A 23306-nucleotide genomic window follows, 5' to 3' on the forward strand; every position below is an offset into this window, starting at 1 on the left:
TGGACTGCCCCCAATAAGTTGGACAGTTTCAGCTAGCAGCCCCTGCAGCATGAGCCCTGTATTTCACAGGGCTCATGCCATTGAGCTTTAGCTTGATGCGGTCATGGTTGTAGTAGTGGATGTACTCATCCAGACCGGCTTTCAGTTCTTCAACGCTCTTGAAGCGCTGCGGGTAGAAAAATTCGGACTTAAGCGTACCAAAAAAGCTCTCCATAGCCGCATTATCCAAGCAGTTTCCTTTACGTGACATGCTCTGCTTCACCCCTTGCTCGGCCAGCTTGTGGCGGTACTGCGAGTGTTGGTAGTGCCAGCCTTGATCCGAGTGGAGTACCAGTTTCGGCTTGTTTCCCAGGCGCTTGAAGGCCTTGCCCAGCATGTTGGTGACCAGCCCAAGGCATGGCCTGCTGGCCACTTCGTAGGCCACAATTTCGGCGTTGTACAAGTCCATCACGGGGGAGAGGTAGACTTTTTCCTGAGCCACTTTGAACTCGGTCACATCGGTCACCCACTTCTGATTCGGGCGCTGCGCAATAAAGTTTCGCTCCAGCAGGTTGGGCGCGATGGTGCCGACGACACCCTTGTACGACCGATATTTTTTCGGCCGCACGAGTGAGCGAAGATCAAGCTCGATCATCAAACGCTCCACCACTTTTTTGTTAACCAAGGTCCCGCCATTGCGGATCACGATCGCAACGCGCCGGTAACCGTAAAGCCCTTTTTCCTCGTGATAGACACGCTGAATCATCTGCTTCAGAGCAGCATGCTTATCAGGTTTGGCCTGCGCTTGAAGCTGGTAATAGAACGTACTGCGCGGCAGATCCGCCAACTCCAGAACAGCGGCCAAGGGAAACCTGTCCTTGAGCGCAGACACGATCAGGGTTTTTTGGGCTGCCTTCGCTCCTGCTTCTTCAACTCTTCCAGCTTTTTTAGGTAAGCGTTCTCCATGCGCAGCCATTCAAGCTCAGCCAGCAACTGGTCGCGGCTTTTATCGGTGTCATCAGAGGTTGTGGGTTTGATGGGGTAAGGCTTTTTCGACATGGCAGCAGGTTTTCTTCTCTTGGGAGCAGGCGAAGCCGGACTTCCACTGTAGTACTGCCGCGCCCAAATGCCTATCTGCGAAGACTGACCAAGACCGAAATGGGCGGCGGTCTGGCGCAAGGAAAGCTGATGCTTGTGCATGTACTCAAGGACTGAGCGCTTATAGGTCGCACTGTACCGCTGGCCTGGTTTACACAGACTGAACTGGCCATGTTTCTGGAAGCTGGAGACCCAGCGCCGCAGCAGGCTGAAGTCCACTGCAAGTCGCTGGGCTACTTTTCGGAAACCTTCACCACCCTCCAGGTAGGCATGAACGGCGGTAAGCTTGAATTGGTCTGAGTACTTGCTCATATGGACACCCCAAGAAATTGGATTGGTGTCCAACTTCTTGGGGGCAGTCCATCTTGAATTCACCTGTGGGAGCGGGCGTGCCCGCGAAGGGCTGCAAAGCAGCCCCAGTAACGCAGGCATTAACCCAAAGATGCCCTTGTTTACAACGACCCCATCAATTCAGCGCTGGCTTGTCGCCGTTGATCGGGATGCGCTTGGCCTTGGCTTCTTCAGGCACGATGCGCAGCAGGTCGATGCTGAGCAGACCATTGGCCAGGCCGGCAGCCTTGACTTCAATGTGGTCGGCCAAGCGGAACGACAGCTTGAAGGCGCGCTGCGCGATACCCTGGTGCAGGTAGGTCACTTCAGCGTCGCCATTGTCACGCTTGCCACCGATAACGGTCAGGACACCCTTTTCGACCTGCAGGTCGAGGTCCTGCTCCTGGAAACCGGCTGCGGCAACCACGATACGATATTGGTCATCGCCATGCTTTTCCACGTTGTAGGGCGGGTAGCTGCTACCAGCCTCATTACGGGCCGCGGATTCGAACAGGTCATTGAAGCGGTCGAAGCCAACGGAATGACGGAACAGTGGAGCAAGAGAGAAAGCGGTAGTCATGGTCATAAACTCCTGAGTATCAGCAAGTAAATCATTGCGCGACCCGAATTCGGCATCGCGTACTCAAGAGATAGGGACGAGACAAAGGCTTTCAAGGGGGTAAATTGAAAAAATCTGCAGAGGTTGAACGGGCGATGGCCGATCAGGCAACACAGGCCTCGGCCACCGCCTCACAGCCCAGCAACCGGCTGATGCGCGCACAGTCATCCTCGCGGCGCAACTCGGCAAACAGCAGCACCGCCTCCGGGTAACTACGGGTCAGCATGGCCAGCCACTGCTTCAGTCGGCCTGGCGCATAACGCGGTGACAGCTTGGCCTGGGCCTGGCGCCAGAACTCGCGCAGCAGCGGCTGCAGGTCCTGCCAGCCCAACGGCTGGTAATCACGCCCATCCCGCGCCGCGGCTATCTGCAGGCCAAGGTCAGGGCGCGAAACCAGCCCACGGCCAAGCATGATGTCCTCGGCACCACTGACTTCACGGCAACGCCGCCAGTCGTCCACGGTCCAGATCTCGCCATTGGCAAACACGGGCACTTTGACCACGTCCTGCACCCGCGCCACCCACTCCCAATGGGCGGGCGGCTTGTAGCCCTCGACCTTGGTCCGCGCATGCACCACGAGGTGCGCCGAGCCGCCGTCAGCCAGCGCCATGGCACAATCCAGCGCGCCGGCCGGGCTATCGAAGCCCAGGCGCATCTTCGCGGTTACCGGGATATGCGCAGGCACCGCGCGGCGCACGGCATGCACGATGGCATGGAGCAACTCCGGCTCCTTGAGCAGCACGGCGCCACCGCGGGACTTGTTCACTGTCTTGGCCGGGCAGCCAAAGTTCAGGTCGATGACCGGCGCGCCCAGTTCACAGGCCAGTGCGGCGTTTTCCGCCAGGCATAGCGGGTCCGACCCCAGCAGTTGCACGCGCATGGGCACCCCGGCAGCCGTCAGCGCCCCCTGGCGCAGCTCGGGCGCCAGCTTGTGGAACGAAGCCGGCGGCAACAGGCGGTCGCACACCCGAATGAACTCGGTGACGCACCAGTCTATGCCGCCCACACGGGTCAGCACGTCGCGCAGGATGTTGTCGACCAGCCCCTCCATGGGGGCCAGAGCAATTTGCATGTCGGGGTCTCGGCGGAAAAAGGCGGCAGTCTAACAAAAAAAACCGGCGTTTCAGGCACCGATCAGCGCCGGCCCATAACCGTCGAGAAATTCTGCCGGCATGCGCCTGGGCTTGCCGCTGGAAAGCTCGATGCAGGCGAAGGTGGTCTGCGCTCGCAGCAGGGTCACACCGTCACGCGGGCGTTGGAGTTGGAAACGCCGGGTCATGCGCAGGCGCTGATCCCAGTCGATGATCCAGGTGGCCAGTTGCAATTCGTCGTCTTCGTAGGCGGCCGCCAGGTAATCGATTTCGTGGCGCACCACAGCCATTGCACGGTCCAGCCGGCGATACGCGGCAAGGTCCAGGCCCAGGCGCTGGGAGTGACGCCAGGCACAGCGCTCCAGCCAGGTGACGTAGACGGCATTGTTGGCGTGGCCGAGGCCATCGATGTCCTCGCTGCCGACGCGCAGGTCGATGACGAAGGGTGTTGGCAGGTCCCAACTCATGTTCGCTTCCTTGGCGCAAAAGCCGATTTAGCAGCGGCGAGCGGGTCAATGTCCAGCGACATCGCCATGCTCCAGGGTCAATGCACCCTGCGCAGCCTGCAGAATGCGTTAGCCAGGCAAAAGCCATGGCCCTAGTCCAGAGCAGGTATGACAGGGAAAACGGGGGAAGGGGAAAAACAAAAGGCTCATTCAATAATCGAATGAGCCTTCAAAGTCCCGCAAAACGCGGGTAAAAAAATTGGCGTCCCCTAGGGGACTCGAACCCCTGTTACCGCCGTGAAAGGGCGGTGTCCTAGGCCACTAGACGAAGGGGACATAACCTTCGCAAAGATTCATTTGCATGAACCCTGGCATAAATGGTGGAGCTAAGCGGGATCGAACCGCTGACCTCCTGCATGCCATGCAGGCGCTCTCCCAGCTGAGCTATAGCCCCGAAACAAAAGGCTCATCAATAATCGACGAGCCTTTTTAAGCCCTGCAAAACGCAGGAAAAGTGGCGTCCCCTAGGGGACTCGAACCCCTGTTACCGCCGTGAAAGGGCGGTGTCCTAGGCCACTAGACGAAGGGGACGTAACCTTCGCGAAGATTCACTCGCGTGAACCCTGGCAGAATTGGTGGAGCCAAGCGGGATCGAACCGCTGACCTCCTGCGTGCAAGGCAGGCGCTCTCCCAGCTGAGCTATGGCCCCGTATTTTTAGCCTCGCGGCCCAGCGACATCTACAACATCGCTTGTGCAAAACTGGCGTCCCCTAGGGGACTCGAACCCCTGTTACCGCCGTGAAAGGGCGGTGTCCTAGGCCACTAGACGAAGGGGACGAACCTTCTTACCTTCAAGACCCGGTTGCTGGACCCGGTCTTGCTTACCAGCCTGGGCTGTTAAGCGGAATTTGGTGGAGCTAAGCGGGATCGAACCGCTGACCTCCTGCATGCCATGCAGGCGCTCTCCCAGCTGAGCTATAGCCCCACAATGTCGCTTTGAACCGAACCGCTGGCTGGGTGCCTGGCGCTTCGTTTACGTTCATCGCTGTGGACGGGGCGCATATTAAGATCGGATTGCAGGGCTGTCAAACGAATTTTCAAAAATAATCAAAAATTTTTTCACAGATAACAATCACTTACCGCCCTGCCCTGCCCAAACCTGAGCATCCAGGGCCTGCGATCAACCTGTGGGAGCGGCCTTGTGTCGCGAAAGGGCCGCAACGCGGCCCCGGCGATATTTGCGTTGAAGCTGAAATCGTGGGACCGCGTTGCGGTCCTTTCGCGACACAAGGCCGCTCCCACAAGGTTCGGCTGCGGCCTTCCTCAGGCGATGGTGGCCAGCAGCTTTTCCCACTCTTTGTTTTCCTTCTTCGACACACCACCCAGCAGGTCCAGGGCCTGGCGCAGGCGGTAGCGGGTCAGGTCCGGGCCAAGGATTTCCATGGCGTCCAGCACCGACACCGAGCTGGCCTGGCCGGTGATGGCCGCGAACATCAGCGGCATGGCATCGCGCAGCTTCAGCTCCAGCGCCTCGACCACAGCCTGGATACAGCCGGTGATACGCTCTTTTTCCCACTGGCGCAGGCTTTCGAGCTTCCACAGGATCAGCTGGATGACCTGGCGCACCTGGTCGGCCGACAACTTCTTGCTTTCGAACAGTTTGGCGTCCAGCTTCAACGCGCCTTCGAAGAAGAAACCGCCCAGCGGGGCGACCTGACTGAAGGTTTCCACCCGGCCCTGCACATGCGGGGCGATCTTCATCATGTAATCGCTGTTGAACGCCCACTTCTGCAGGCGCGCCGCGAACTCCTCGACGGGCAGCTCGCGCAACCACTGGCCGTTGAGCCAGGACAGCTTCTCGATATCGAAGATCGGGCCGCCCAGCGAGATGCGCGACAGGTCGAAGTGCTCGACCATCTCGGCCAGCGAGAACTTCTCGCGCTCGTCTGGCATCGACCAGCCCATGCGGCCCAGGTAGTTGAGCATGGCTTCGGGCATGAAGCCCATGCGCTCGTAGAAGGTGACCGACGTCGGGTTCTTGCGCTTGGACAACTTGGACTTGTCGGGGTTACGCAGCAGCGGCATGTAGCACAGCTTGGGCTGCTCCCAGCCGAAATACTCGTACAGTTTGATCAGCTTGGGTGCCGATGGCAGCCATTCTTCGCCGCGCAGCACGTGGGTAATGCCCATCAGGTGGTCGTCCACCACGTTGGCCAGGAAGTACGTGGGCAGGCCGTCGTTCTTCATCAGCACCTGCATGTCCATGCGATCCCACGGGATTTCGACATCGCCACGCAGCATGTCCGGCACCACGCACACGCCTTCGCTGGGCACCTTCATGCGGATCACGTGCGGCTCGCCAGCGGCCAGGCGGCGCTGCACTTCCTCGTCGCTCAGCAGCAAGGCACGGCCGTCATAGCGCGGGGTTTCGCCGCGGGCTTGCTGTTCGGCACGCATCTGTTCCAGCTCTTCGGCGGTGCAGAAGCAGTAGAAAGCGTGGCCGGCGTCGACCAGTTGCTTGGCGTACTGGGCGTAGATCTCGCCACGCTCGCTCTGCCGGTACGGGCCGTGCGGGCCGCCAACGTCCGGGCCTTCGTTCCATTCGATGCCGAGCCAGCGCAGGGCATCGAAGATCTGCTGCTCCGACTCGCGCGTGGAGCGCAACTGGTCGGTGTCTTCGATGCGCAGGATGAACTCACCGCCGTGCTGCTTGGCGAAGCAGTAGTTGAACAGGGCGATGTAGGCAGTGCCAACATGAGGGTCGCCGGTAGGCGATGGCGCGATACGCGTGCGTACGGTGGTCATGGAGAGTCTCGAACGAAAGATGAAACAAAGGCGGGATGTTAGCAGGTGGCGGGCACCGGGCTCCAGCAATGGCGCGAACGTCACTTGCCGAGTGGCCATCTGCCGCTGTTAAATTTATTTACATTTCTGCAACGACAATCCCCCATGCCTGCCCAACTCAAACGCCGCCTGGCGATATTCTTCACCCTGGTGGCCATCATTGCCCTGGCTTTCCTGGCCCATTGGTATTTCAAGGGGCGCTTCTACGAAAGCACCGACAACGCCTACGTACAGGGCGAGATCACCCGTGTCTCCAGCCAGTTGGGCGCGCGCATCGACAGCGTGCCGGTCGAAGACAACCAGCATGTCAACCAGGGCGACCTGCTGGTGCGCCTGGAGGCGGCCGATTTCGAGCTGGCCCTTGAGCGCGCCCGTGCGGCACTGGCCACCCGCGAAGCCGAGTACGCCCAGGCGCAAAGCCGCCTTACCCAGCAAAGCAGCCTGATTGCCGCCGGCCAGGCCCAGGTGGCCGCCAACCAGGCCACGTTCGACCGCTCGCGGCTGGACCTGAGCCGCGCTGAGAAACTGCGCAAGCCAGGGTTTGTGTCGGAAGAACGGGTCACCACCCTGTCGGCCGACAGCCATGTTGCCGGGTCGCAAGTGGACAAGGCCCGTGCCGACCTGCAAAGCCAGCGCCAGCAGGTCAGCGCACTGAATGCCGAGCTCAAGCGCCTCGATGCGCAGATCGCCAATGCCCGCGCCGACCTGGCCCAGGCCGAGTTGAACCTCACCCGCTGCGAGATCCGCGCGCCCATCAGCGGCACCATCGGCCAGCGCAGTGCCCGTAATGGCCAGGTGGTGCAGGCCGGGGCTTACTTGCTGTCGATCGTGCCTGACGAAGACATCTGGGTGCAGGCCAACTTCAAGGAAACCCAGATTGGCCATATGCAGCCAGGCCAGCGCGCCGAACTGCTGTTCGACAGCTATCCCGATACGCCGATCGAAGGCCGGGTCGACAGCCTGTTCGCAGCCTCGGGTGCGCAATTCAGCCTGCTGCCACCGGACAACGCCACCGGCAACTTCACCAAGGTGGTCCAGCGCATCCCGGTAAAACTCACCTTCCGCGCCGACAACCCTCTGCACGGGCGTATTCGCCCGGGCATGTCGGTCACTGCCACCGTGGACCTGCGCAACGAAGACGAAGGCCACGATGGCCGCTGAACAACTGCTGCGCCCGACGGCGGAGCCCAGCCGCCGCGACTGGATCGCCGTGATGAGCATGATGCTCGGCGCCTTCATGGCGGTGCTGGACATCCAGATCACCAACTCTTCGCTCAAGGACATCCAGGGCGCGCTATCGGCCACCCTGGAAGAAGGCTCGTGGATTTCCACCTCGTACCTGGTCGCGGAAATCATCATGATCCCGCTAACGGCCTGGCTGGTGCAGCTGCTGTCGGCGCGGCGCCTGGCGGTGTGGGTTTCGGCCGGGTTCCTGCTGTCTTCGTTACTGTGCTCGATGGCCTGGAACCTGGAAAGCATGATCCTGTTCCGCGCCCTGCAAGGCTTTACCGGCGGCGCGCTGATCCCGCTGGCATTCACCCTGACCTTGACCAAACTGCCGGAGCACCACCGTGCCAAGGGCATGGCCATGTTCGCCATGACCGCCACCTTCGCGCCGTCGATCGGCCCCACCCTGGGCGGCTGGCTGACCGAGAACTGGGGCTGGGAATACATCTTCTACATCAACATCCCGCCGGGCCTGGTGATGATCGCTGGCCTGCTGTACGGGTTGGAGAAAAAGGAGGCGCACTGGGACCTGCTGAAAAGCACCGACTATGCCGGCATCCTCACACTCGGCCTGGGCCTGGGCTGCCTGCAGGTATTTCTGGAAGAAGGCCACCGCAAGGACTGGCTGGAATCGCACTTGATCGTGGCCCTGGGCAGCGTCGCCCTGGTCAGCCTCATCACCTTCGTCATCCTGCAGTTTTCCAGGCCGCACCCACTGATCAACCTGCGCATACTCGGCAACCGTAACTTCGGCCTGTCGAGCATCGCCAGCCTGGGCATGGGCGTCGGGTTGTACGGCTCGATCTACCTGCTGCCGCTGTACCTGACCCAGGTGCAGGGCTACAACGCCCTACAGATTGGCGAAGTGATCATGTGGATGGGTATTCCGCAGCTGTTCCTGATTCCGCTGGTGCCGCAGCTGATGAAGGTGGTATCGCCCAAGGTGCTGTGTGCGCTGGGCTTCTGCCTGTTCGGCGCTGCCAGTTTCGGCTCGGGGGTCCTGAACCCTGACTTTGCCGGGCCGCAGTTCAACCATGTGCAGATCATTCGCGCACTGGGCCAGCCGATGATCATGGTCACCATCTCGCTGATCGCCACCGCCTATATTCAGCCGCAGGACGCAGGGTCTGCGTCGAGCCTGTTCAATATCCTGCGCAACCTCGGCGGCGCCATTGGCATTGCCTTGCTGGCAACACTGCTGGACGCGCGGACCAAGGTGTACTTCGATTACCTGCGTGAGGCAGTGGTGCCCACCAACCCCCAAGTGGCCGAGCGCCTGGCGCAACTGACGGACCGCCTGGGGAGTGACAATGCGGCGCTGGGCAAGCTGAGCGAGATCACCCACCAGCAGGCGCTGATCATGGCTTACAACGACGCCTTCCACTTCGTCGGTATTGGTTTGGCGGTAAGCATGGTGGCGGTGCTGCTGACCCGCAAATTGCCCCAGGGCTTGAAAGCTGGCGAGGCCCATTGAGCTTGTTACGATGCACCCACAGGGCCGGCGCCAGCCTTCAACTGGTGATCAACCGCTCACGCAGCTTGGTGATCTCGTCACGCAACTGCGCCGCGGCTTCGAACTCCAGGTCGCGGGCGAACTGCATCATTTTCTCCTCCAACTGCTTGATACGCTTGGTGATCTCCCCAGGCGTGCGCAGTTCGGCCTCGTAACGGGCGCTTTCCTCCGCGGCCTTGGCCATGCCCTTGCGCTTCTTGCTGCGCGCACCCGGGACGGTGGCGCCCTCCATGATGTCTGTAATGTCCTTGATCACGCCCTTGGGCACGATGCCGTTGGCTTCGTTGAAGGCGATCTGCTTCTCGCGGCGGCGCTCGGTTTCATCGATCGCCCGCTGCATCGAGCCGGTGATGTTGTCGGCGTACAGGATGGCCCGGCCATTGAGGTTACGCGCCGCACGGCCAATGGTCTGGATCAGCGACCGCTCCGAGCGCAGGAAGCCTTCCTTGTCGGCATCGAGGATCGCCACCAGGGACACCTCGGGCATGTCCAGGCCCTCACGCAGCAGGTTGATCCCTACCAGCACGTCAAAGGTACCCAGGCGCAAGTCACGGATGATCTCCACCCGCTCCACTGTGTCGATATCCGAGTGCAGGTAGCGCACCCGCACATCGTGATCGGCCAGGTAGTCGCTGAGGTCTTCTGCCATGCGCTTGGTCAAGGTGGTGGCCAGCACCCGTTCGCCGGCAGCCACCCGCTTGCGGATCTCCGACAGCAGGTCGTCGACCTGGGTCAGCGCCGGGCGAATTTCGACCTGCGGGTCGACCAGCCCGGTGGGGCGCACCACCTGCTCCACCACCCGCCCGGCATGCTCGGCCTCATAAGGCCCCGGGGTGGCGGAAACGAAGATGGTCTGTGGGCTGACACTCTCCCATTCATCGAAGCGCATGGGCCGGTTGTCCAGTGCCGACGGCAGGCGGAAGCCATACTCGACCAGGGTTTCCTTGCGCGAACGGTCGCCTTTGTACATGGCCCCCACCTGCGGCACGCTGACGTGGGATTCGTCGATCACCAGCAGCGCATCGGGCGGCAGGTAGTCGTACAGCGTTGGCGGCGGTGCACCCGCCGGGCGGCCAGACAAGTAACGCGAGTAGTTTTCGATGCCATTGCAGTAGCCCAGCTCCAGGATCATCTCCAGGTCGAACCGGGTGCGCTGCTCCAGGCGCTGGGCTTCGACCAGCTTGTTGGCCTTGTGCAGGTACTCCAGGCGGTCCTTGAGCTCCGCCTTGATGCCCTCCACGGCGTCCAGCAGGGTTTCCCGCGGGGTGACGTAGTGGCTTTTGGGGTAGAAGGTGAACCGCGGCAGCTTGCGGAAGACCTCGCCGGTCAGCGGGTCGAACGCCGCGATGTTCTCCACCTCGTCGTCGAACAGCTCGACGCGGATGGCCTCCAGGTCCGATTCTGCGGGGAAAATGTCGATCACATCCCCCCTTACACGGAAGGTGGCGCGGGCGAAGTCCATCTCGTTGCGGGTGTACTGCAGGTCGGCCAGGCGGCGCAGCAGCGCGCGCTGGTCGAGCTTGTCGCCGCGGTCCACGTGCAGGACCATTTTCAGGTAGGTCTCGGGGCTGCCCAGGCCGTAGATGCACGACACGGTGGTGACGATGATCGCATCGCGGCGCTCCAGCAGCGCCTTGGTCGCCGAGAGACGCATCTGCTCGATATGGTCGTTGATCGATGCATCCTTCTCGATGAAGGTGTCCGACGACGGTACATAGGCTTCCGGCTGGTAATAGTCGTAGTAGGAGACGAAGTACTCCACCGCGTTATTGGGGAAAAACGCCTTGAACTCACCGTACAGCTGCGCGGCCAGGGTCTTGTTCGGCGCCAGCACCAGGGTCGGGCGCTGAACCTGCTGAATCACGTTGGCAATGCTGAACGTCTTGCCCGAACCGGTCACCCCCAGCAGCGTCTGGTGCGACAGCCCGGCCTCGATGCCCTCAACCATCTGGCGGATCGCCTCGGGCTGGTCGCCGGCAGGCTGGAAACGGGTAACGAGCTGGAACTCGGACATGACGGACCTCGCGGTGCTGCAGCAACTGTAAATTTAGCCAGTAGTCTATACCCAAATGCGCCCGCAAGGGGCGGCTTTCAAGGCACAGCCACAACCAGGTATTACGGTTGACCGGGCAATCAGACCGATGGTCAAAAAATATTTGCGCAAATACCCGGAAAAGCCGCGCCAGAGTGTCGCGGTCACCGGTCGGTATCACTATACTGACTCCCCGTTTGTGCACCGCTTCAGTGCATTCGGCTGGAGCGTGTACGCCCTATCACTCTCCAATCAGAGCCGAAGTAACAATGAGCCTGTTTTCCGCTGTCGAGCTGGCACCCCGCGACCCTATCCTGGGCCTCAACGAAGCATTCAATGCCGACCCACGTACCGACAAGGTCAACCTGGGTGTTGGCGTGTACTGCAATGAGGAAGGCCGCATTCCGCTGCTGCGCGCCGTGATCGAAGCCGAGACCCAGCGTGCAGCCCAGCATGCCTCGCGCGGCTACCTGCCGATCGATGGTATCGCCACCTACGACCAGGCCGTGCAAAAGCTGCTGTTCGGTGCCGAATCGCCACTGCTGGCCGCCGGCCGCGTGGTCACCGTGCAGGCTGTCGGTGGTACTGGCGCACTGAAAATCGGTGCCGACTTCCTCAAGCGGATTTCCCCAAACGCCGTGGTGGCCATCAGCGACCCGAGCTGGGAAAACCACCGCGCCCTGTTCGAGTCGGCCGGTTTCCCGGTGCAGACCTACCGCTACTACGACGCCCCGAGCAACGACGTCAACCGCGCCGGCATGCTCGAAGACCTCAACGCCCTGCCCTCCGGCTCGATCGTGGTGCTGCACGCCTGCTGCCACAACCCGACGGGCGTCGACCTGAGCCTGGACGACTGGAAAAACGTGCTGGAAGTGGTCAAGGCCAAAGGCCACGTGCCGTTCCTCGACATGGCCTACCAAGGCTTTGGTGACGGCATTGCCGAAGACGCCTTCGCGGTCCGCCTGTTCGCCGAGTCGGGCCTGGAGTTCTTCGTATCCAGCTCATTCTCCAAGTCGTTCTCGCTGTACGGCGAGCGCGTAGGTGCGCTGTCGGTGGTTACCGCCTCCAAAGACGAAAGCACCCGCGTGCTGTCGCAGGTCAAGCGCGTGATCCGCACCACCTATTCCAACCCGCCTACCCACGGCGCAACCATCGTTGCTTCCGTGCTGAACAGCGCCGAGCTGCGCCAGATGTGGGAAACCGAACTGGCCGAAATGCGCGAACGCATCCACGGCATGCGCAAGCAGATGGTCGCGCTGTTGGCCGAGTACGGTGCCAACCGCGATTTCAGCTTCGTCGGTCGCCAGGTCGGCATGTTCTCCTACTCGGGCCTGAGCGTAGAGCAGGTCGCCCGGTTGAAGAACGACTTTGGCATCTATGCGCTGGACACTGGCCGCATCGCTGTGGCTGCGCTGAACCAGAGCAACATCCATGTCGTCACCAAGGCGATTGTGCAAGTGTTGTAACTGCTTGATTTGGCAGGGGGTGGCTTGACTTCCCCCTGGCGATCGGTATGATGTGCGCAGATTCCGCGATAGCTCAGTCGGTAGAGCAAATGACTGTTAATCATTGGGTCCCTGGTTCGAGTCCAGGTCGCGGAGCCAAACATTGAAAAAGCCCCCGGCTGTCAAAGCAGCCGGGGGCTTTTTCGTTTGCTGCGAAGCCGGCGACGCACGCACAATGCAATCAGCTGCTGCGCCCAATCGGGTAGAACTCGCCACCGCTCCAAACGCCCAGCCATTGCTCACCGTCGATCTCGCGCGGCACCGCCAACTCCACCATCTGGTAGAACACATTGCGGTGTATCAATGCCTCGAGATTACTGCGCATCAGCACGTACGGCGACGGCGCTTGCGTCACCGGATCGGTGACTACCCGTAGCGGATTGGCCGGGCCGGCCTCGACCTGATCCTCGACATTGCTGGTAAAGCGCAGCACCTGCTGCTCGCCCTGCCCTTGCACCTCCAGCGCCACTGCCACGAACGGCGCATCGTCTACCTGGATGCCCACCTTTTCCACCGGGGTAATCAGGAAGTAATCGTCACCATCGCGGCGCAGGATGGTCGAGAACAGCCGCACCATCGGTTTGCGGCCGATGGGCGTGCCCAGGTAATACCAGGTGCCATCGCGGGCGATACGCATGTCGATGTCACCGCAGAAATCGGGGTTCCACAGGTGGACCGGTGGCAGGCCCTTGGCCTTGGGGATCTGCGCCAGCAGGTCGTTGGCCTTACCGGTGTCGCTCATCACACTCGCCTCACTCACTCATGCCCAGAAGGCTACGAGCGTACTCGCGCATCGGTGCGGCAAGCAAATCCTCGGGGGTTTTATCGTGGAACGTCAACAAACCGCCACGGCTCTTGATGCGAGCGGTATCGATCAGGTAGCGGGTATTGGTTTCGATCAGCATCATCTGCACCACACCGCTGTCCCAGCCCAGGCGGTCGACGGCTTGCTCGTCGTACCACTCGTCACCATTGCCGATGCGGTCGTCGGTGCGGGCAAAGCGGGTATACAGCACATAGTCGGCACCGACCGAACGGGCCTGCGCAATGGCCTCTTCCAGGCCCAGCGGGCCTTGGGCGCGGCGCACCAGCGGGAAATACTCGACGAAACTCTTGAACGCCTGCTCGGCCACTGCATTCTGCCGGGGTACCGGGCCCTTGCCAGGCGGCACGAATGCGCCCTGCCCTATGAAGATGAACGAGTCGGGCTGCAGGCGAATCGACAGCGTGCGCCGGGTTTCGCTATGGTCCAGCAGCCCTGCGTCGCTCATGTGATAGCGGACGCCCTCGCCCATATCGCTGACATTCATGCAACCGCCCAACGCCATCAGCGCCAGCAGCAAGACCAGGCTACGCATCTTTCCTCCAGTGACCGGCGACGAAAAACCGGCGAATAGCCGGCGGATGCAGCTTTTGCGCCAGCTTCAGCCGCCGATTACCTTCATCACCGTCACGCCGCCGGAAAACGCCAATGCCTGTTTGTCTGCCAGCGCCTTGACCAGTAACCGCTGCAGCGCCGGCAAGGCTTGGTGACGTGGTTTCTGCAGAAGGTCGCCAACGAAATGACGATTACCCGACGACAGGCAGCCATGCAGCCAACCTGTGGACGACAGCCGTAGCCGCGAGCACGTCCGGCAGAACGGCACGCTCTCATTGGCGATCACGCCGAAGTGCCCCTTGCCGGGGATCTGATAGCGCATGGCGGTGGCGTCCACCGGCGCAGCGACACGGGCGAAGGCGTGCTGACCGCCGATCAGCGTGAGCAGGTCATCGAGGCTGACAAATTGCCGCAGGAAAGCAGAGTGATCACGCGCCAGGTGGCCCATGCGCATCAGTTCGATGAAACGCAACTCAAAGCCACGCGCCATGCAGTAATCCAGCAACGGCAGCACCTGGTCGAGGTTTTGCCCGCGCATCGGCACCATGTTCACTTTGATCTGCATGCCCATGGCGCGGGCCCGCTCCATCGCCGCCAGCACCGTGGCCAGGTCGCCGCCGCGGGCGATCTGGCGAAACGCCAACGGGTCCAGGGTGTCGAGCGAAACATTCAGCCGGCGAATTCCGGCTGCCTGCAATTGCGGCAACTTACGGCCCAGCATCTGACCATTGGTGGTCAGCGAAATATCCTCGAGGCCGAGTTTGGCCACCGCGGCGAGAAAGGCATCCAGGCGCGGACTGACCAGCGGTTCCCCACCGGTGATACGCAAGCGCTCGATGCCGGCTGCTTCAATCAGGTAGGCCACGCCACGCGCCAGTGCGTCTGCCGAAAGCTCATCCTGCGCCGCCACCAGGCGCTTGCCGTCGGGCACGCAATAGGTACAGGCGTAATTGCAGGCAGCCGTCAGGCTGACACGCAGGTTGCGAAACCGCCTGCCTTGACGATCGACGATCATGGATGACTCCGGCATGGGTAAAGGGGCCGGCAAAAGCTGACTCATAAATCAGGTTTTTGCAAGCCCTGTACACATGCCGGTGGGGCGTAGCTCAGTGGGACGGTTCCGGGTCGCGCTTGCGCTTGTTGCCCATGCGCACGCCGATGTCCATCAGGAACTGGAAGAAGCCTTCCTGATCTTCCAGCACATTGCTCCAGAACGGTGAGTGGTACAGCGCAACAGCGCCATGCACCAGTGCCCAGGCGGCGCAGTAATGGAAGTAAGGAGGCACGTCTTCGAGCTTGCCTTCGCTGATGCGGCCCTTGATCAGCTGGGTGAGGCGGTCGAAGTTGGAGGCACGGATGCTGTGCAACTGTTCGACCATTTCCGGCACCTGGTTGCCCTTGACCACCTTCTCTTCCAGGCGGTCGAACAGCCGGTAACGCTGAGGGTCACGCATGCGGAATTCGAAATAGGCACGCGACAGGGCCTCTTTGTCACGGTCGACGTCGGCCGAGTGCAACAACCCGTTCAGGTCACGCTCGTAGTCGAGCATCAGGCGCAGGTAGATCTCGGCCTTGGACTTGAAGTGCTTGTAGATCGTGCCTTTGCCGATGCCCACGGCGTCGGCGATCATTTCGACGGTGACGCTGTCTTCACCTTGCTCGAGAAACAGCTTGAGCGCGGTGTCGAGGATTTCCTGTTCGCGACGGCGAAACTCACGGACCTTACGAGGTTCTTTCTGCATGGGAAGGACTGGATGACAATCGAAGCGGTTTATTATGCCTAACTTGCGGGAAATTGCACGGATCTTCCGAGCATGGCTGTGTTTCAGGATGCTCTCGACCATACGCTGCGGGAGGAACCAGACGCGGGCGTATTCCAAATCTGTTTAAAAAACGACCAATAGCCACTGGCAGGCCGCCAAACCTGGCCAATACTAGAAGTGTTGGCGCGGCGCATCCCCCCCTAGCGGCGCGCCGATAAAGGTGCTCAGGGACCGCGTACCTTTGTTTTACTCCTAATGGTCTTAACCCGGATTCCTCCCCCAGAACCCGGGTTTTTTTTGCGTGTTTGCGGGGGATATGCGTTGGAGGTGGGGTTTTGGGGATGGTATGAGGGGCGAAGGTGCTCGAGCTCACAGGCGCTGAATTTGTTGTGGCAGGCAATGGCCCTCACACAACCTTCAACTCCAATGAATCAACCCACCCGCGCCAACGGAAACAACCGCTTGAAGTTAGCCGTTGTCTGCTCAGCCAATTGCCCATAACTGGCCCCGCGCAGCGAAGCCACATACTCCGCCACTTCCCGCACATATTGCGGCAGGTTCGGCTTGCCGCGATACGGAATTGGCGCCAGGTACGGCGAATCGGTTTCCACCAACAAGCGGTCGACCGGCACTTGTCGCGCCACTTCCCGCAGGGCATCGGCATTGCGGAAGGTAACGATGCCAGACAGCGATATGTAATAGCCCAGGTCCAGCGCCGCCTTGGCCATGTCCCAGTCTTCGGTAAAGCAGTGCAGCACGCCAGCCTGCGGCAGATTGGCCTCGCGCAGCAGTGCCAGGGTATCGGCACGCGCCGCCCGGGTATGCACGATCACTGGCTTGCCGGTCTGCCGCGAAGCCTCCAGGTGCAGGCGGAACGAGGCCTGCTGCAATTCAGCGGCTTCCGGCTCGTAGTGGTAATCCAGCCCGGTTTCGCCAATGGCCACCACATGCGGGTGGGCCAGTTCGCGCAGTAGCCATTCCAGCGCCGGGGTTTCGCCCGGCGCCAGGTCCAGCGGGTGTACACCGACCGAGCAGTCGACATCCGCGTACTGCTCGCTCAACGCCTTTACCGCGCCGGCGTTTTCGGCACTGACGCCGATGCACAGGAAATGCCCCACCCCGCGATCACGCGCCGCCTGCAGCGCAGCATCGAGCGAGCCCTGATGGGCACTGAGGTCAAGACGGTCAAGGTGGCAATGGGAGTCTACGAGCATGGGATAGCGGCACACATGGAAAATGGGAAATCAGCGGGCGCCCGGCAGTTGCAGCCAATGAGCCAGCAGCGATTCGAGCAACAGGGTTTGATTGAGGTTGGCCTTACCCAGCACCTTCTGGCGCTGTTCGAGGATCCACGCCTGCACCTCCAGCACCTTGGCCTGGCGGCTTTTCTGCGCCAGGTACTGCACCACCTTGCGCATATCGGCCAAGCCTAACCCCTCCTCGTCCTGGGTCAACTGGTAGCGCAGAATGAGGTGCGCCCAATCGCAGAACCAGTCGAATACCCTCAACATCGGCACAGCCTTCCAGGCTTCGGCCAGCTGGCTGGGCGATTGCTGTTGCTTGAGCAACTTCTTCACCCCGTCAGTAACCAGCGCACGCTGCTCGCGCACACCCTGCGCCTGCAGGCTGATCGCCATCAGCGGCGAGCCGGCGGCCAAACTCAGCAATTCGTCGCGCTCGGCCTCGTCCATATCAGGCAACGCCGCGGCCAACCAGGCCTGGCTCTGGGCCAGGTTTGGCTGGGGGCAGGCTACCTGCTGACAACGGCTCTTGATGGTCGGCAGCAGCCGGCTGGGCTGGTGCGTGACCAGCAGCAACACGGTGTCGCCGGAAGGCTCCTCAAGGCTTTTCAACAGTGCGTTGGAAGCATTGACGTTCATGGCTTCGACCGGCTCGATCAACACCACCTTGCGCCCACCCAACTGCGCCGTCTGCACCACGAAGGCCACCAGCTCACGGACCTGGTCGACCTTGATCGGCTTATCGGCCTCTTCGGGCTCAAGGATGTAGTTGTCAGGGTGGCTACCGGCCTTCAGCAGCAGGCAGGACTTGCAGGTGCCGCAGGCATCCAGGCCTTGCGGCTGCTGGCACAACAGGCGGGCCATCAGGCGCTCGGCCATGGCCCGCTTGCCAATGCCCTGCGGCCCGTGCAGCAGGTAGGCATGGGCATGCTGACTGCGCCCGGCCAATTGCTGCCAGAGCGCCTGCTGCCATGGGTAGGCCTCAGCCACGGCAACGCTCCACGATGGCCGGCAACAGCGCATCGATAGCACGCTGCACGGCCGGGAGCGGCTGTGCGGCATCCAGCAGGCTGTAACGCTGCGGTTCGCGCTGGGCGCGCTGCAGGTAGGCCTGGCGCACAGCCTGGAAAAACGCCTGGCCTTCCTGCTCGAAGCGGTCGAGGCGGCCGCGCGCAGCGGCACGGGCCAAACCGACTTCGACCGGCAGGTCGAACACCAGGGTCAGCTGCGGGCGAAGGTCGCCCTGGACGAATTGCTCCAGGGTGGCGATACGCTCGACCGACAGGCCGCGGCCGCCGCCCTGGTAGGCATATGTGGCATCGGTAAACCGGTCGCACAACACCACAGCGCCACGGGCCAGCGCCGGGCGGATCACCTGGGCCAGGTGCTGGGCGCGGGCAGCGAACACCAGCAGCAGTTCGGTGTCGGCGGCCATGGGTTCATCGCTGGGGGCCAGTAGCAGCTCACGCACCTTCTCGGCCAGCGGCGTGCCACCAGGCTCACGGGTCAGCACCACATCCAGGCCATGCTCGCGCAAGCGCGCCGCCAGGTAGTCGCGGTTGGTGCTTTTGCCCGCGCCTTCGGGGCCTTCCAAAGTAATAAACAAGCCGCTCACAGGCAGTCCTTAATGTTGTTCGTCAGGCGTTGCCGGCTCGGCCGCCTGGGCATCACCGGCGGGAGCGGCCGGCGCCGGCTGCGCAGCCGGCTCATCGGGTACCGGCTGCTCTTCGCCGGCGGCTGGCGCAGCGTCATCGGCGCCCGGCTTTGCCGGCTGCTGCGGCGCGGGGCTGGAGCGATAGTCTGCCCGCCGCTTGAGCTGAAACTCCCGCACCGCCGAGTTGTGATCGTTGAGGTCGTCGGAGAACACATGGCTGCCGTCGCCACGGGCGACGAAGTACAGGCTGGTGCCATCGGCCGGGTTAAGCGCCGCGTGAATCGCCTCGCGGCCGACCATGGCAATCGGCGTGGGCGGCAGGCCAGTGATGGTGTAGGTATTGTAGGGCGTAGGCTCACGCAGGTCGGCACGGGTGATCTTGCCGTTATAGCGCTCACCCATCCCGTAGATAACCGTCGGATCGGTCTGCAGCATCATGCCCAGGCGCAAACGCCGCACGAACACCCCGGCGATCTGACCGCGCTCTTGGGGGATGCCGGTTTCCTTCTCCACCAGCGAAGCCATGATCAGCGCCTGGTAGGGATCGCGGTACGGCAGGTCGGTGGCGCGCTCGGCCCATTCCTTGGCCAGCACTTCTTCCAGACGCATGTAGGCCTGCTGCAGCAATTCGACGTCGCTCATGCCGCGCACGAAGCGGTAGGTATCGGGGAAGAACCTGCCCTCAGGGAACACACCGGTATGGCCGAGTTTGTCCATGACCTCGGCGTCCGACAGGCCATCCAGGGTGTGCTTGAGCTTTTCATGCTTGGCCACGGCCGCGCGCAGCTGGCGGAAGGTCCAGCCCTCGACCAGGGTCAGGTTGTATTGAACTACGTCGCCCCGGCGCCAGGCGTCGAACAGCTGCTCGACGGTCATGCCAGGGGTGAGGCGATATTCGCCGGTGTGCAACGGGGTACCGGCCATGTTGAAGCGCCAGTACAGGCGCAACCAGACGGCGTCGTCGAGCAGCCCTTCGGTTTGCATGCGGTAGAACATGCGGTTGGGGGTGGTGCCATTGGGCACGTCGAGCAGGCGTTCCTGCGTGACGTGCAGTGGCTGCTCCAGAACCGAGTTGATTTTCCAGGCCGACCAGCCTAGCGCCAGACCGGCGAGGATCAGACCCATTTCCAGCAGCAGCAGGAATTTACGTCTCACGAATTCAGGTTTCCAGTAACGTACGGGCAACGGCCTGCAGTTTTCGGGTAAGCGGGCCCGGCGACCAGTTTAACGCGGCCAGGCCGCGCACGGGCCAGACGCCATAGACGCTGTTGCAAACAAATACTTCATCGGCCTGCTCCAGCGCACCATACGGCAGGTCGCAGACGTTGGCCGTAATACCCTGCAAGCGCGCCTGTTCGAGCAAGGCACCGCGCATGACCCCGGCCACGCCACAACGGCTGAGGTCGGCAGTAAAAAGCACGCCGTCGCGCACCAGGAACAGATTGCTGTATACCCCTTCGATCACCCGGCCTTGCCCGTCACACATCAGGCCCTCGGCATGGTCACTGTCCTGCCATTCGGCACGGGCCAGCACCTGCTCCAGACGGTTGAGGTGTTTGAGCCCGGCCAGCAACGGTTGTTCCCCAAGCCGTGTCTGGCAGGGGAACAAGCGTACGCCCTGCTCGGCATGGGCAACAGGATAGCTGGGTAATGGGCCGCCCTGCAGGATACGCCGGGGCACGGCATCGGCAACCGACGCGTAACCACGCTGGCTGTCGCCACGGGTGAGGATGAGTTTGGCTACCCCGTCGCCGAGCTGGCTGGCGTAGCGCAGCAATTCCTCACGCACCTGCGCCAGGTCGGCGCCAATCGCCAGCCGCTGGCAACCCAGCGCCAGGCGAGCGAGATGGTCATCCAGGAGGCTGGGCCGGCCATGCCGAACGGCGATGGTTTCGAAAAGACCATCGCCGTAAGCCAGCCCGCGGTTCTGCAGATTGAGCGCAGTCGCGGGCTGGCCGTCGATCCAGCTGAGCATCAACCGGCGAACCGGCGGAACACCAGCGAGCCGTTGGTGCCACCAAAGCCGAACGAGTTGGACAACACCACATCGATCGGCATGCTGCGCGCCTGGTGCGGCACGAAGTCCAGGTCGCAACCTTCGTCCGGTTCGTCCAGGTTGATGGTCGGGGGCGCCATCTGGCTGTTGATCGCCAGCACACTGAAGATCGCTTCTACCGCGCCAGCCGCCCCCAGCAGGTGGCCGGTCATCGACTTGGTCGAGCTGACTGCCAGCTTGTAGGCGTGGTCGCCGAATACGCGCTTGATCGCCGCCACCTCGGCAATGTCGCCCGCGGGGGTCGAAGTGCCATGGGCGTTGATGTAGCTCACGTGTTCCGGCTGGATGCCAGCATCGCGCAGGGCGTTGGCCATGCAGCGCGCAGCGCCTTCACCGGAGTCTGGTGGCGAGGTCATGTGGTAGGCGTCGCCGCTCATGCCAAAACCGATCAACTCGGCATAGATGGTCGCCCCACGGGCCTGGGCATGCTCCAGTTCTTCGAGCACCAAGGCACCGGCACCGTCGGACAGCACGAAACCGTCGCGACCTTTGTCCCAAGGGCGGCTGGCGCGGGCAGGCTCGTCGTTGCGGGTGGACAGCGCGCGCGATGCACCGAAGCCACCCATGCCCAGCCCGCACGCGGCCATTTCGGCGCCGCCGGCAATCATTACGTCGGCTTCACCGTAGGCGATATTGCGCGCGGCCATGCCGATGCAATGGGTGCCCGTGGTGCAGGCAGTGGCAATGGCGTAGTTGGGGCCCTGCAGGCCCAGGTGGATCGACAGGAAACCCGAGATCATGTTGATGATCGAGCCCGGCACGAAGAATGGCGAAATGCGACGCGGCCCCGAGTCATGCAGGGTGCGGCTGGTTTCTTCGATGTTGGTCAGGCCACCGATCCCCGACCCCATGGCCACGCCGATGCGCTCGCGGTTGGCGTCGGTGACCTCCAGGCCGGCATTACGCACCGCCTGGAACCCGGCCGCCAGGCCGTACTGGATGAACAGGTCGAGCTTGCGGGCCTCTTTGGCCGACAGGTACTGCTCCACCTCGAAGCCTTTCACCGAGCCGCCAAAACGGGTGGAGTAGGCAGACAGGTCCGTGTGTTCGATCGGACCAATGCCACTGCGGCCAGCCAGAATGCCCTGCCAGGTGCTCGGTACATCGGTACCCAGTGGCGACAGCATACCCATACCGGTGACCACGACGCGTCTACGCGACACAGTACTCTCCTTTTCTAATAACAGAGTCTCTTGGCATTGCATTCAAGCGCTGGAATGAAATGGCAACAGGCTCTTGGTGCGCGGTGAACGAGGCGGCCCGGGCAATACGCGGCGCTCGCAAAGAAAAAACCGCACGCCAGCGAAGGCAGTGCGGTTTTCCCCGACAAGTAGCGTCGACTGTAACGTCTTAAGCCTGGTGGTTCTTGACGTAGTCGATAGCAGCTTGAACGGTAGTGATCTTCTCGGCTTCTTCGTCAGGGATTTCGGTCTCGAATTCCTCTTCCAGAGCCATCACCAGTTCAACGGTGTCAAGCGAATCGGCACCCAGGTCATCGACGAAGGACTTCTCAGCAGTCACTTCTTCTTCCTTGACGCCCAGTTGCTCGGCGACGATTTTCTTGACGCGTTCTTCGATGGTGCTCATACCTAGTTTTCACTCCTAATGGATATATGCAGGCAGCTGGCCGGTGGCTAATTTTATAGAAAGACGTTCGCTTTTCAAGCTGAACCTGCCTTCAGGCTAGTCATCGCACCCGCTGTCTGGAATCTGATTGCAGCTTTATAACGGATTTTAGGCTCGCAGTATGACTCTTTTTTCACGAAATCCGTCACATTGAGTTGCAGGGTTACATGTACATCCCGCCGTTGACCGGCACGGTTGCGCCGGTTACATAGGCTGCACCGTCCGAAGCCAGGAACGAAACCACCTTGGCAATTTCGTCGGCCTGCCCCAGGCGGCCCAGTGGAATCTGGGTTTGCAGGGCTTCGCGCTGCGCTTCAGGCAGTTCGCGGGTCATGTCGGTATCGATGAAACCAGGGGTCACCGAGTTGACGGTAATGCCACGCGAACCGACTTCACGCGCCAGGGCGCGGCTGAAGCCTTCCAGCCCGGCCTTGGCAGCCGCATAGTTGGCCTGGCCAGCGTTACCCATGGCACCGACGACCGAGCCGATGCTGATGATACGACCCCAACGAGCCTTGGTCATGCCACGCAGCACACCCTTGGACAGACGGTAGAGGCTGTTCAGGTTGGTGTCGATCACGTCGAACCATTCGTCGTCTTTCATGCGCAGCATGAGGTTGTCCCGGGTGATGCCGGCGTTGTTGACCAGAATGGCCGGGGCGCCGAACTGCTCACCAATGGCAGCCAGTACCGCGTCAACCGACTCGGCGCTGGTCACGTTCAGTTCCATGCCGGTGCCGGTGATACCGTGCTCTTTGAGGGTGGCGGCGATACGCTCGGCGCCGGAGGCCGAAGTGGCGGTACCAATCACGGTTGCGCCCTGGCGGCCCAGTTCCAGGGCGATGGCCTGGCCAATGCCACGGCTGGCGCCAGTGACCAGTGCAACTTTACCTTGCAGGCTCAT

21 protein-coding genes and 7 tRNA genes are annotated in these 23306 nt (G+C 61.8%); 4 read left to right on the forward strand and 24 right to left on the reverse strand.

Annotation, left to right across the window (positions count from 1 at the left end):
* Positions 1 to 28 precede the first annotated feature (28 nt).
* The 11 genes from G1E_RS28395 to gltX all read right to left on the reverse strand — a co-directional run bounded on the left by G1E_RS28395 (position 29) and on the right by gltX (position 6368).
* Positions 29 to 1389 (reverse strand): IS3 family transposase gene (locus G1E_RS28395; protein WP_232961734.1). Its coding sequence is split into 2 segments (ribosomal slippage): positions 29 to 921 and positions 921 to 1389, totalling 1362 coding nucleotides; the frame shifts between segments, so codons are not numbered across the junction.
* 154 nt (positions 1390 to 1543) lie between these two features.
* On the reverse strand, positions 1544 to 1987 hold the full coding sequence (locus G1E_RS17085; RefSeq protein ID WP_009685045.1) for an Hsp20 family protein: 444 nt from the start codon (positions 1985 to 1987) through the stop codon (positions 1544 to 1546).
* Between the two features lie 142 nt (positions 1988 to 2129).
* Entirely contained in the window at positions 2130 to 3098 is a 969-nt protein-coding gene (locus tag G1E_RS17090) for a tRNA-dihydrouridine synthase (protein WP_009685046.1), read from the reverse strand.
* 51 nt (positions 3099 to 3149) lie between these two features.
* Complete coding sequence (locus tag G1E_RS17095) at positions 3150 to 3584, reverse strand: thioesterase family protein (RefSeq protein ID WP_009685047.1); 435 nt, start codon at positions 3582 to 3584, stop codon at positions 3150 to 3152.
* Positions 3585 to 3823: 239 nt separating this feature from the next.
* Positions 3824 to 3899: transfer RNA gene (locus G1E_RS17100), tRNA-Glu, on the reverse strand.
* Positions 3900 to 3941: 42 nt separating this feature from the next.
* Positions 3942 to 4017: transfer RNA gene (locus tag G1E_RS17105), tRNA-Ala, on the reverse strand.
* A 61-nt stretch (positions 4018 to 4078) separates the two neighbouring features.
* Positions 4079 to 4154, reverse strand: a tRNA-Glu gene (locus G1E_RS17110).
* Positions 4155 to 4196: 42 nt separating this feature from the next.
* Positions 4197 to 4272 (reverse strand) — tRNA-Ala (locus G1E_RS17115).
* Between the two features lie 52 nt (positions 4273 to 4324).
* Positions 4325 to 4400, reverse strand: a tRNA-Glu gene (locus G1E_RS17120).
* A 72-nt stretch (positions 4401 to 4472) separates the two neighbouring features.
* Positions 4473 to 4548, reverse strand: a tRNA-Ala gene (locus tag G1E_RS17125).
* Between the two features lie 338 nt (positions 4549 to 4886).
* Positions 4887 to 6368 (reverse strand): glutamate--tRNA ligase, encoded by a 1482-nt coding sequence (gene gltX / locus G1E_RS17130; RefSeq protein WP_009685048.1) that lies wholly within the window; start codon positions 6366 to 6368, stop codon positions 4887 to 4889.
* Between the two features lie 144 nt (positions 6369 to 6512).
* Here gltX and G1E_RS17135 point away from each other — a divergent pair, with 144 nt between their 5' ends.
* Together G1E_RS17135 and G1E_RS17140 are read left to right on the forward strand one after the other, a co-directional pair.
* Positions 6513 to 7568, forward strand: a complete 1056-nt coding sequence (locus G1E_RS17135) for an HlyD family secretion protein (RefSeq protein ID WP_009685049.1) — start codon at positions 6513 to 6515, stop codon at positions 7566 to 7568.
* Positions 7569 to 7617: 49 nt separating this feature from the next.
* On the forward strand, positions 7618 to 9108 hold the full coding sequence (locus G1E_RS17140; RefSeq protein ID WP_175442625.1) for an MDR family MFS transporter: 1491 nt from the start codon (positions 7618 to 7620) through the stop codon (positions 9106 to 9108).
* 37 nt (positions 9109 to 9145) lie between these two features.
* Here the strand turns inward: G1E_RS17140 and uvrB are convergent, their stop codons facing one another.
* Positions 9146 to 11161 (reverse strand): excinuclease ABC subunit UvrB, encoded by a 2016-nt coding sequence (gene uvrB / locus G1E_RS17145; protein WP_009685051.1) that lies wholly within the window; start codon positions 11159 to 11161, stop codon positions 9146 to 9148.
* Between the two features lie 287 nt (positions 11162 to 11448).
* Here uvrB and G1E_RS17150 point away from each other — a divergent pair, with 287 nt between their 5' ends.
* Together G1E_RS17150 and G1E_RS17155 are read left to right on the forward strand one after the other, a co-directional pair.
* Positions 11449 to 12645: an amino acid aminotransferase gene (locus G1E_RS17150; RefSeq protein ID WP_009685052.1), complete on the forward strand. Its 1197-nt coding sequence runs from the start codon at positions 11449 to 11451 to the stop codon at positions 12643 to 12645.
* A gap of 62 nt (positions 12646 to 12707) precedes the next feature.
* A tRNA-Asn gene (locus G1E_RS17155) sits at positions 12708 to 12783 on the forward strand.
* An 82-nt stretch (positions 12784 to 12865) separates the two neighbouring features.
* Here G1E_RS17155 and G1E_RS17160 read toward each other — a convergent pair.
* The 12 genes from G1E_RS17160 to fabG form a co-directional block, all read right to left on the reverse strand.
* Complete coding sequence (locus G1E_RS17160) at positions 12866 to 13426, reverse strand: DUF1285 domain-containing protein (RefSeq protein WP_009685053.1); 561 nt, start codon at positions 13424 to 13426, stop codon at positions 12866 to 12868.
* 10 nt (positions 13427 to 13436) lie between these two features.
* Entirely contained in the window at positions 13437 to 14042 is a 606-nt protein-coding gene (locus tag G1E_RS17165; RefSeq protein WP_009685054.1) for a DUF4823 domain-containing protein, read from the reverse strand.
* A gap of 66 nt (positions 14043 to 14108) precedes the next feature.
* On the reverse strand, positions 14109 to 15077 hold the full coding sequence (locus G1E_RS17170) for a GTP 3',8-cyclase MoaA (RefSeq protein ID WP_009685055.1): 969 nt from the start codon (positions 15075 to 15077) through the stop codon (positions 14109 to 14111).
* 91 nt (positions 15078 to 15168) lie between these two features.
* The gene (locus tag G1E_RS17175; protein WP_009685056.1) at positions 15169 to 15804 is read right to left on the reverse strand and encodes a TetR/AcrR family transcriptional regulator; all 636 of its coding nucleotides are present in this window, start codon (positions 15802 to 15804) and stop codon (positions 15169 to 15171) included.
* Between the two features lie 452 nt (positions 15805 to 16256).
* Positions 16257 to 17039, reverse strand: a complete 783-nt coding sequence (locus G1E_RS17180) for a TatD family hydrolase (protein ID WP_009685057.1) — start codon at positions 17037 to 17039, stop codon at positions 16257 to 16259.
* Between the two features lie 30 nt (positions 17040 to 17069).
* The gene (locus G1E_RS17185; RefSeq protein WP_029887100.1) at positions 17070 to 18056 is read right to left on the reverse strand and encodes a DNA polymerase III subunit delta'; all 987 of its coding nucleotides are present in this window, start codon (positions 18054 to 18056) and stop codon (positions 17070 to 17072) included.
* Entirely contained in the window at positions 18049 to 18681 is a 633-nt protein-coding gene (gene tmk / locus G1E_RS17190) for a dTMP kinase (RefSeq protein ID WP_009685060.1), read from the reverse strand. The genes G1E_RS17185 and tmk overlap by 8 nt, the downstream gene beginning before the upstream one ends.
* Before the next feature lie 9 nt (positions 18682 to 18690).
* Positions 18691 to 19875 carry an endolytic transglycosylase MltG gene (gene mltG / locus G1E_RS17195; protein ID WP_047149967.1) on the reverse strand — a complete coding sequence of 395 codons (1185 nt, stop codon included), beginning with the start codon at positions 19873 to 19875 and terminating at the stop codon, positions 18691 to 18693.
* 4 nt (positions 19876 to 19879) lie between these two features.
* Complete coding sequence (gene pabC / locus G1E_RS17200; protein WP_009685063.1) at positions 19880 to 20695, reverse strand: aminodeoxychorismate lyase; 816 nt, start codon at positions 20693 to 20695, stop codon at positions 19880 to 19882.
* Positions 20695 to 21939 (reverse strand): beta-ketoacyl-ACP synthase II, encoded by a 1245-nt coding sequence (fabF, locus tag G1E_RS17205; RefSeq protein WP_009685064.1) that lies wholly within the window; start codon positions 21937 to 21939, stop codon positions 20695 to 20697. The genes pabC and fabF overlap by 1 nt, the downstream gene beginning before the upstream one ends.
* Positions 21940 to 22126: 187 nt before the next feature.
* The gene (acpP, locus tag G1E_RS17210) at positions 22127 to 22363 is read right to left on the reverse strand and encodes an acyl carrier protein (RefSeq protein ID WP_009685065.1); all 237 of its coding nucleotides are present in this window, start codon (positions 22361 to 22363) and stop codon (positions 22127 to 22129) included.
* 202 nt (positions 22364 to 22565) lie between these two features.
* Positions 22566 to 23306 (reverse strand): 3-oxoacyl-ACP reductase FabG, encoded by a 741-nt coding sequence (gene fabG / locus G1E_RS17215; RefSeq protein ID WP_009685066.1) that lies wholly within the window; start codon positions 23304 to 23306, stop codon positions 22566 to 22568.

It is taken from the genome of Pseudomonas sp. TJI-51, from assembly GCF_000190455.2.
Classification (GTDB): domain Bacteria; phylum Pseudomonadota; class Gammaproteobacteria; order Pseudomonadales; family Pseudomonadaceae; genus Aquipseudomonas; species Aquipseudomonas juntendi.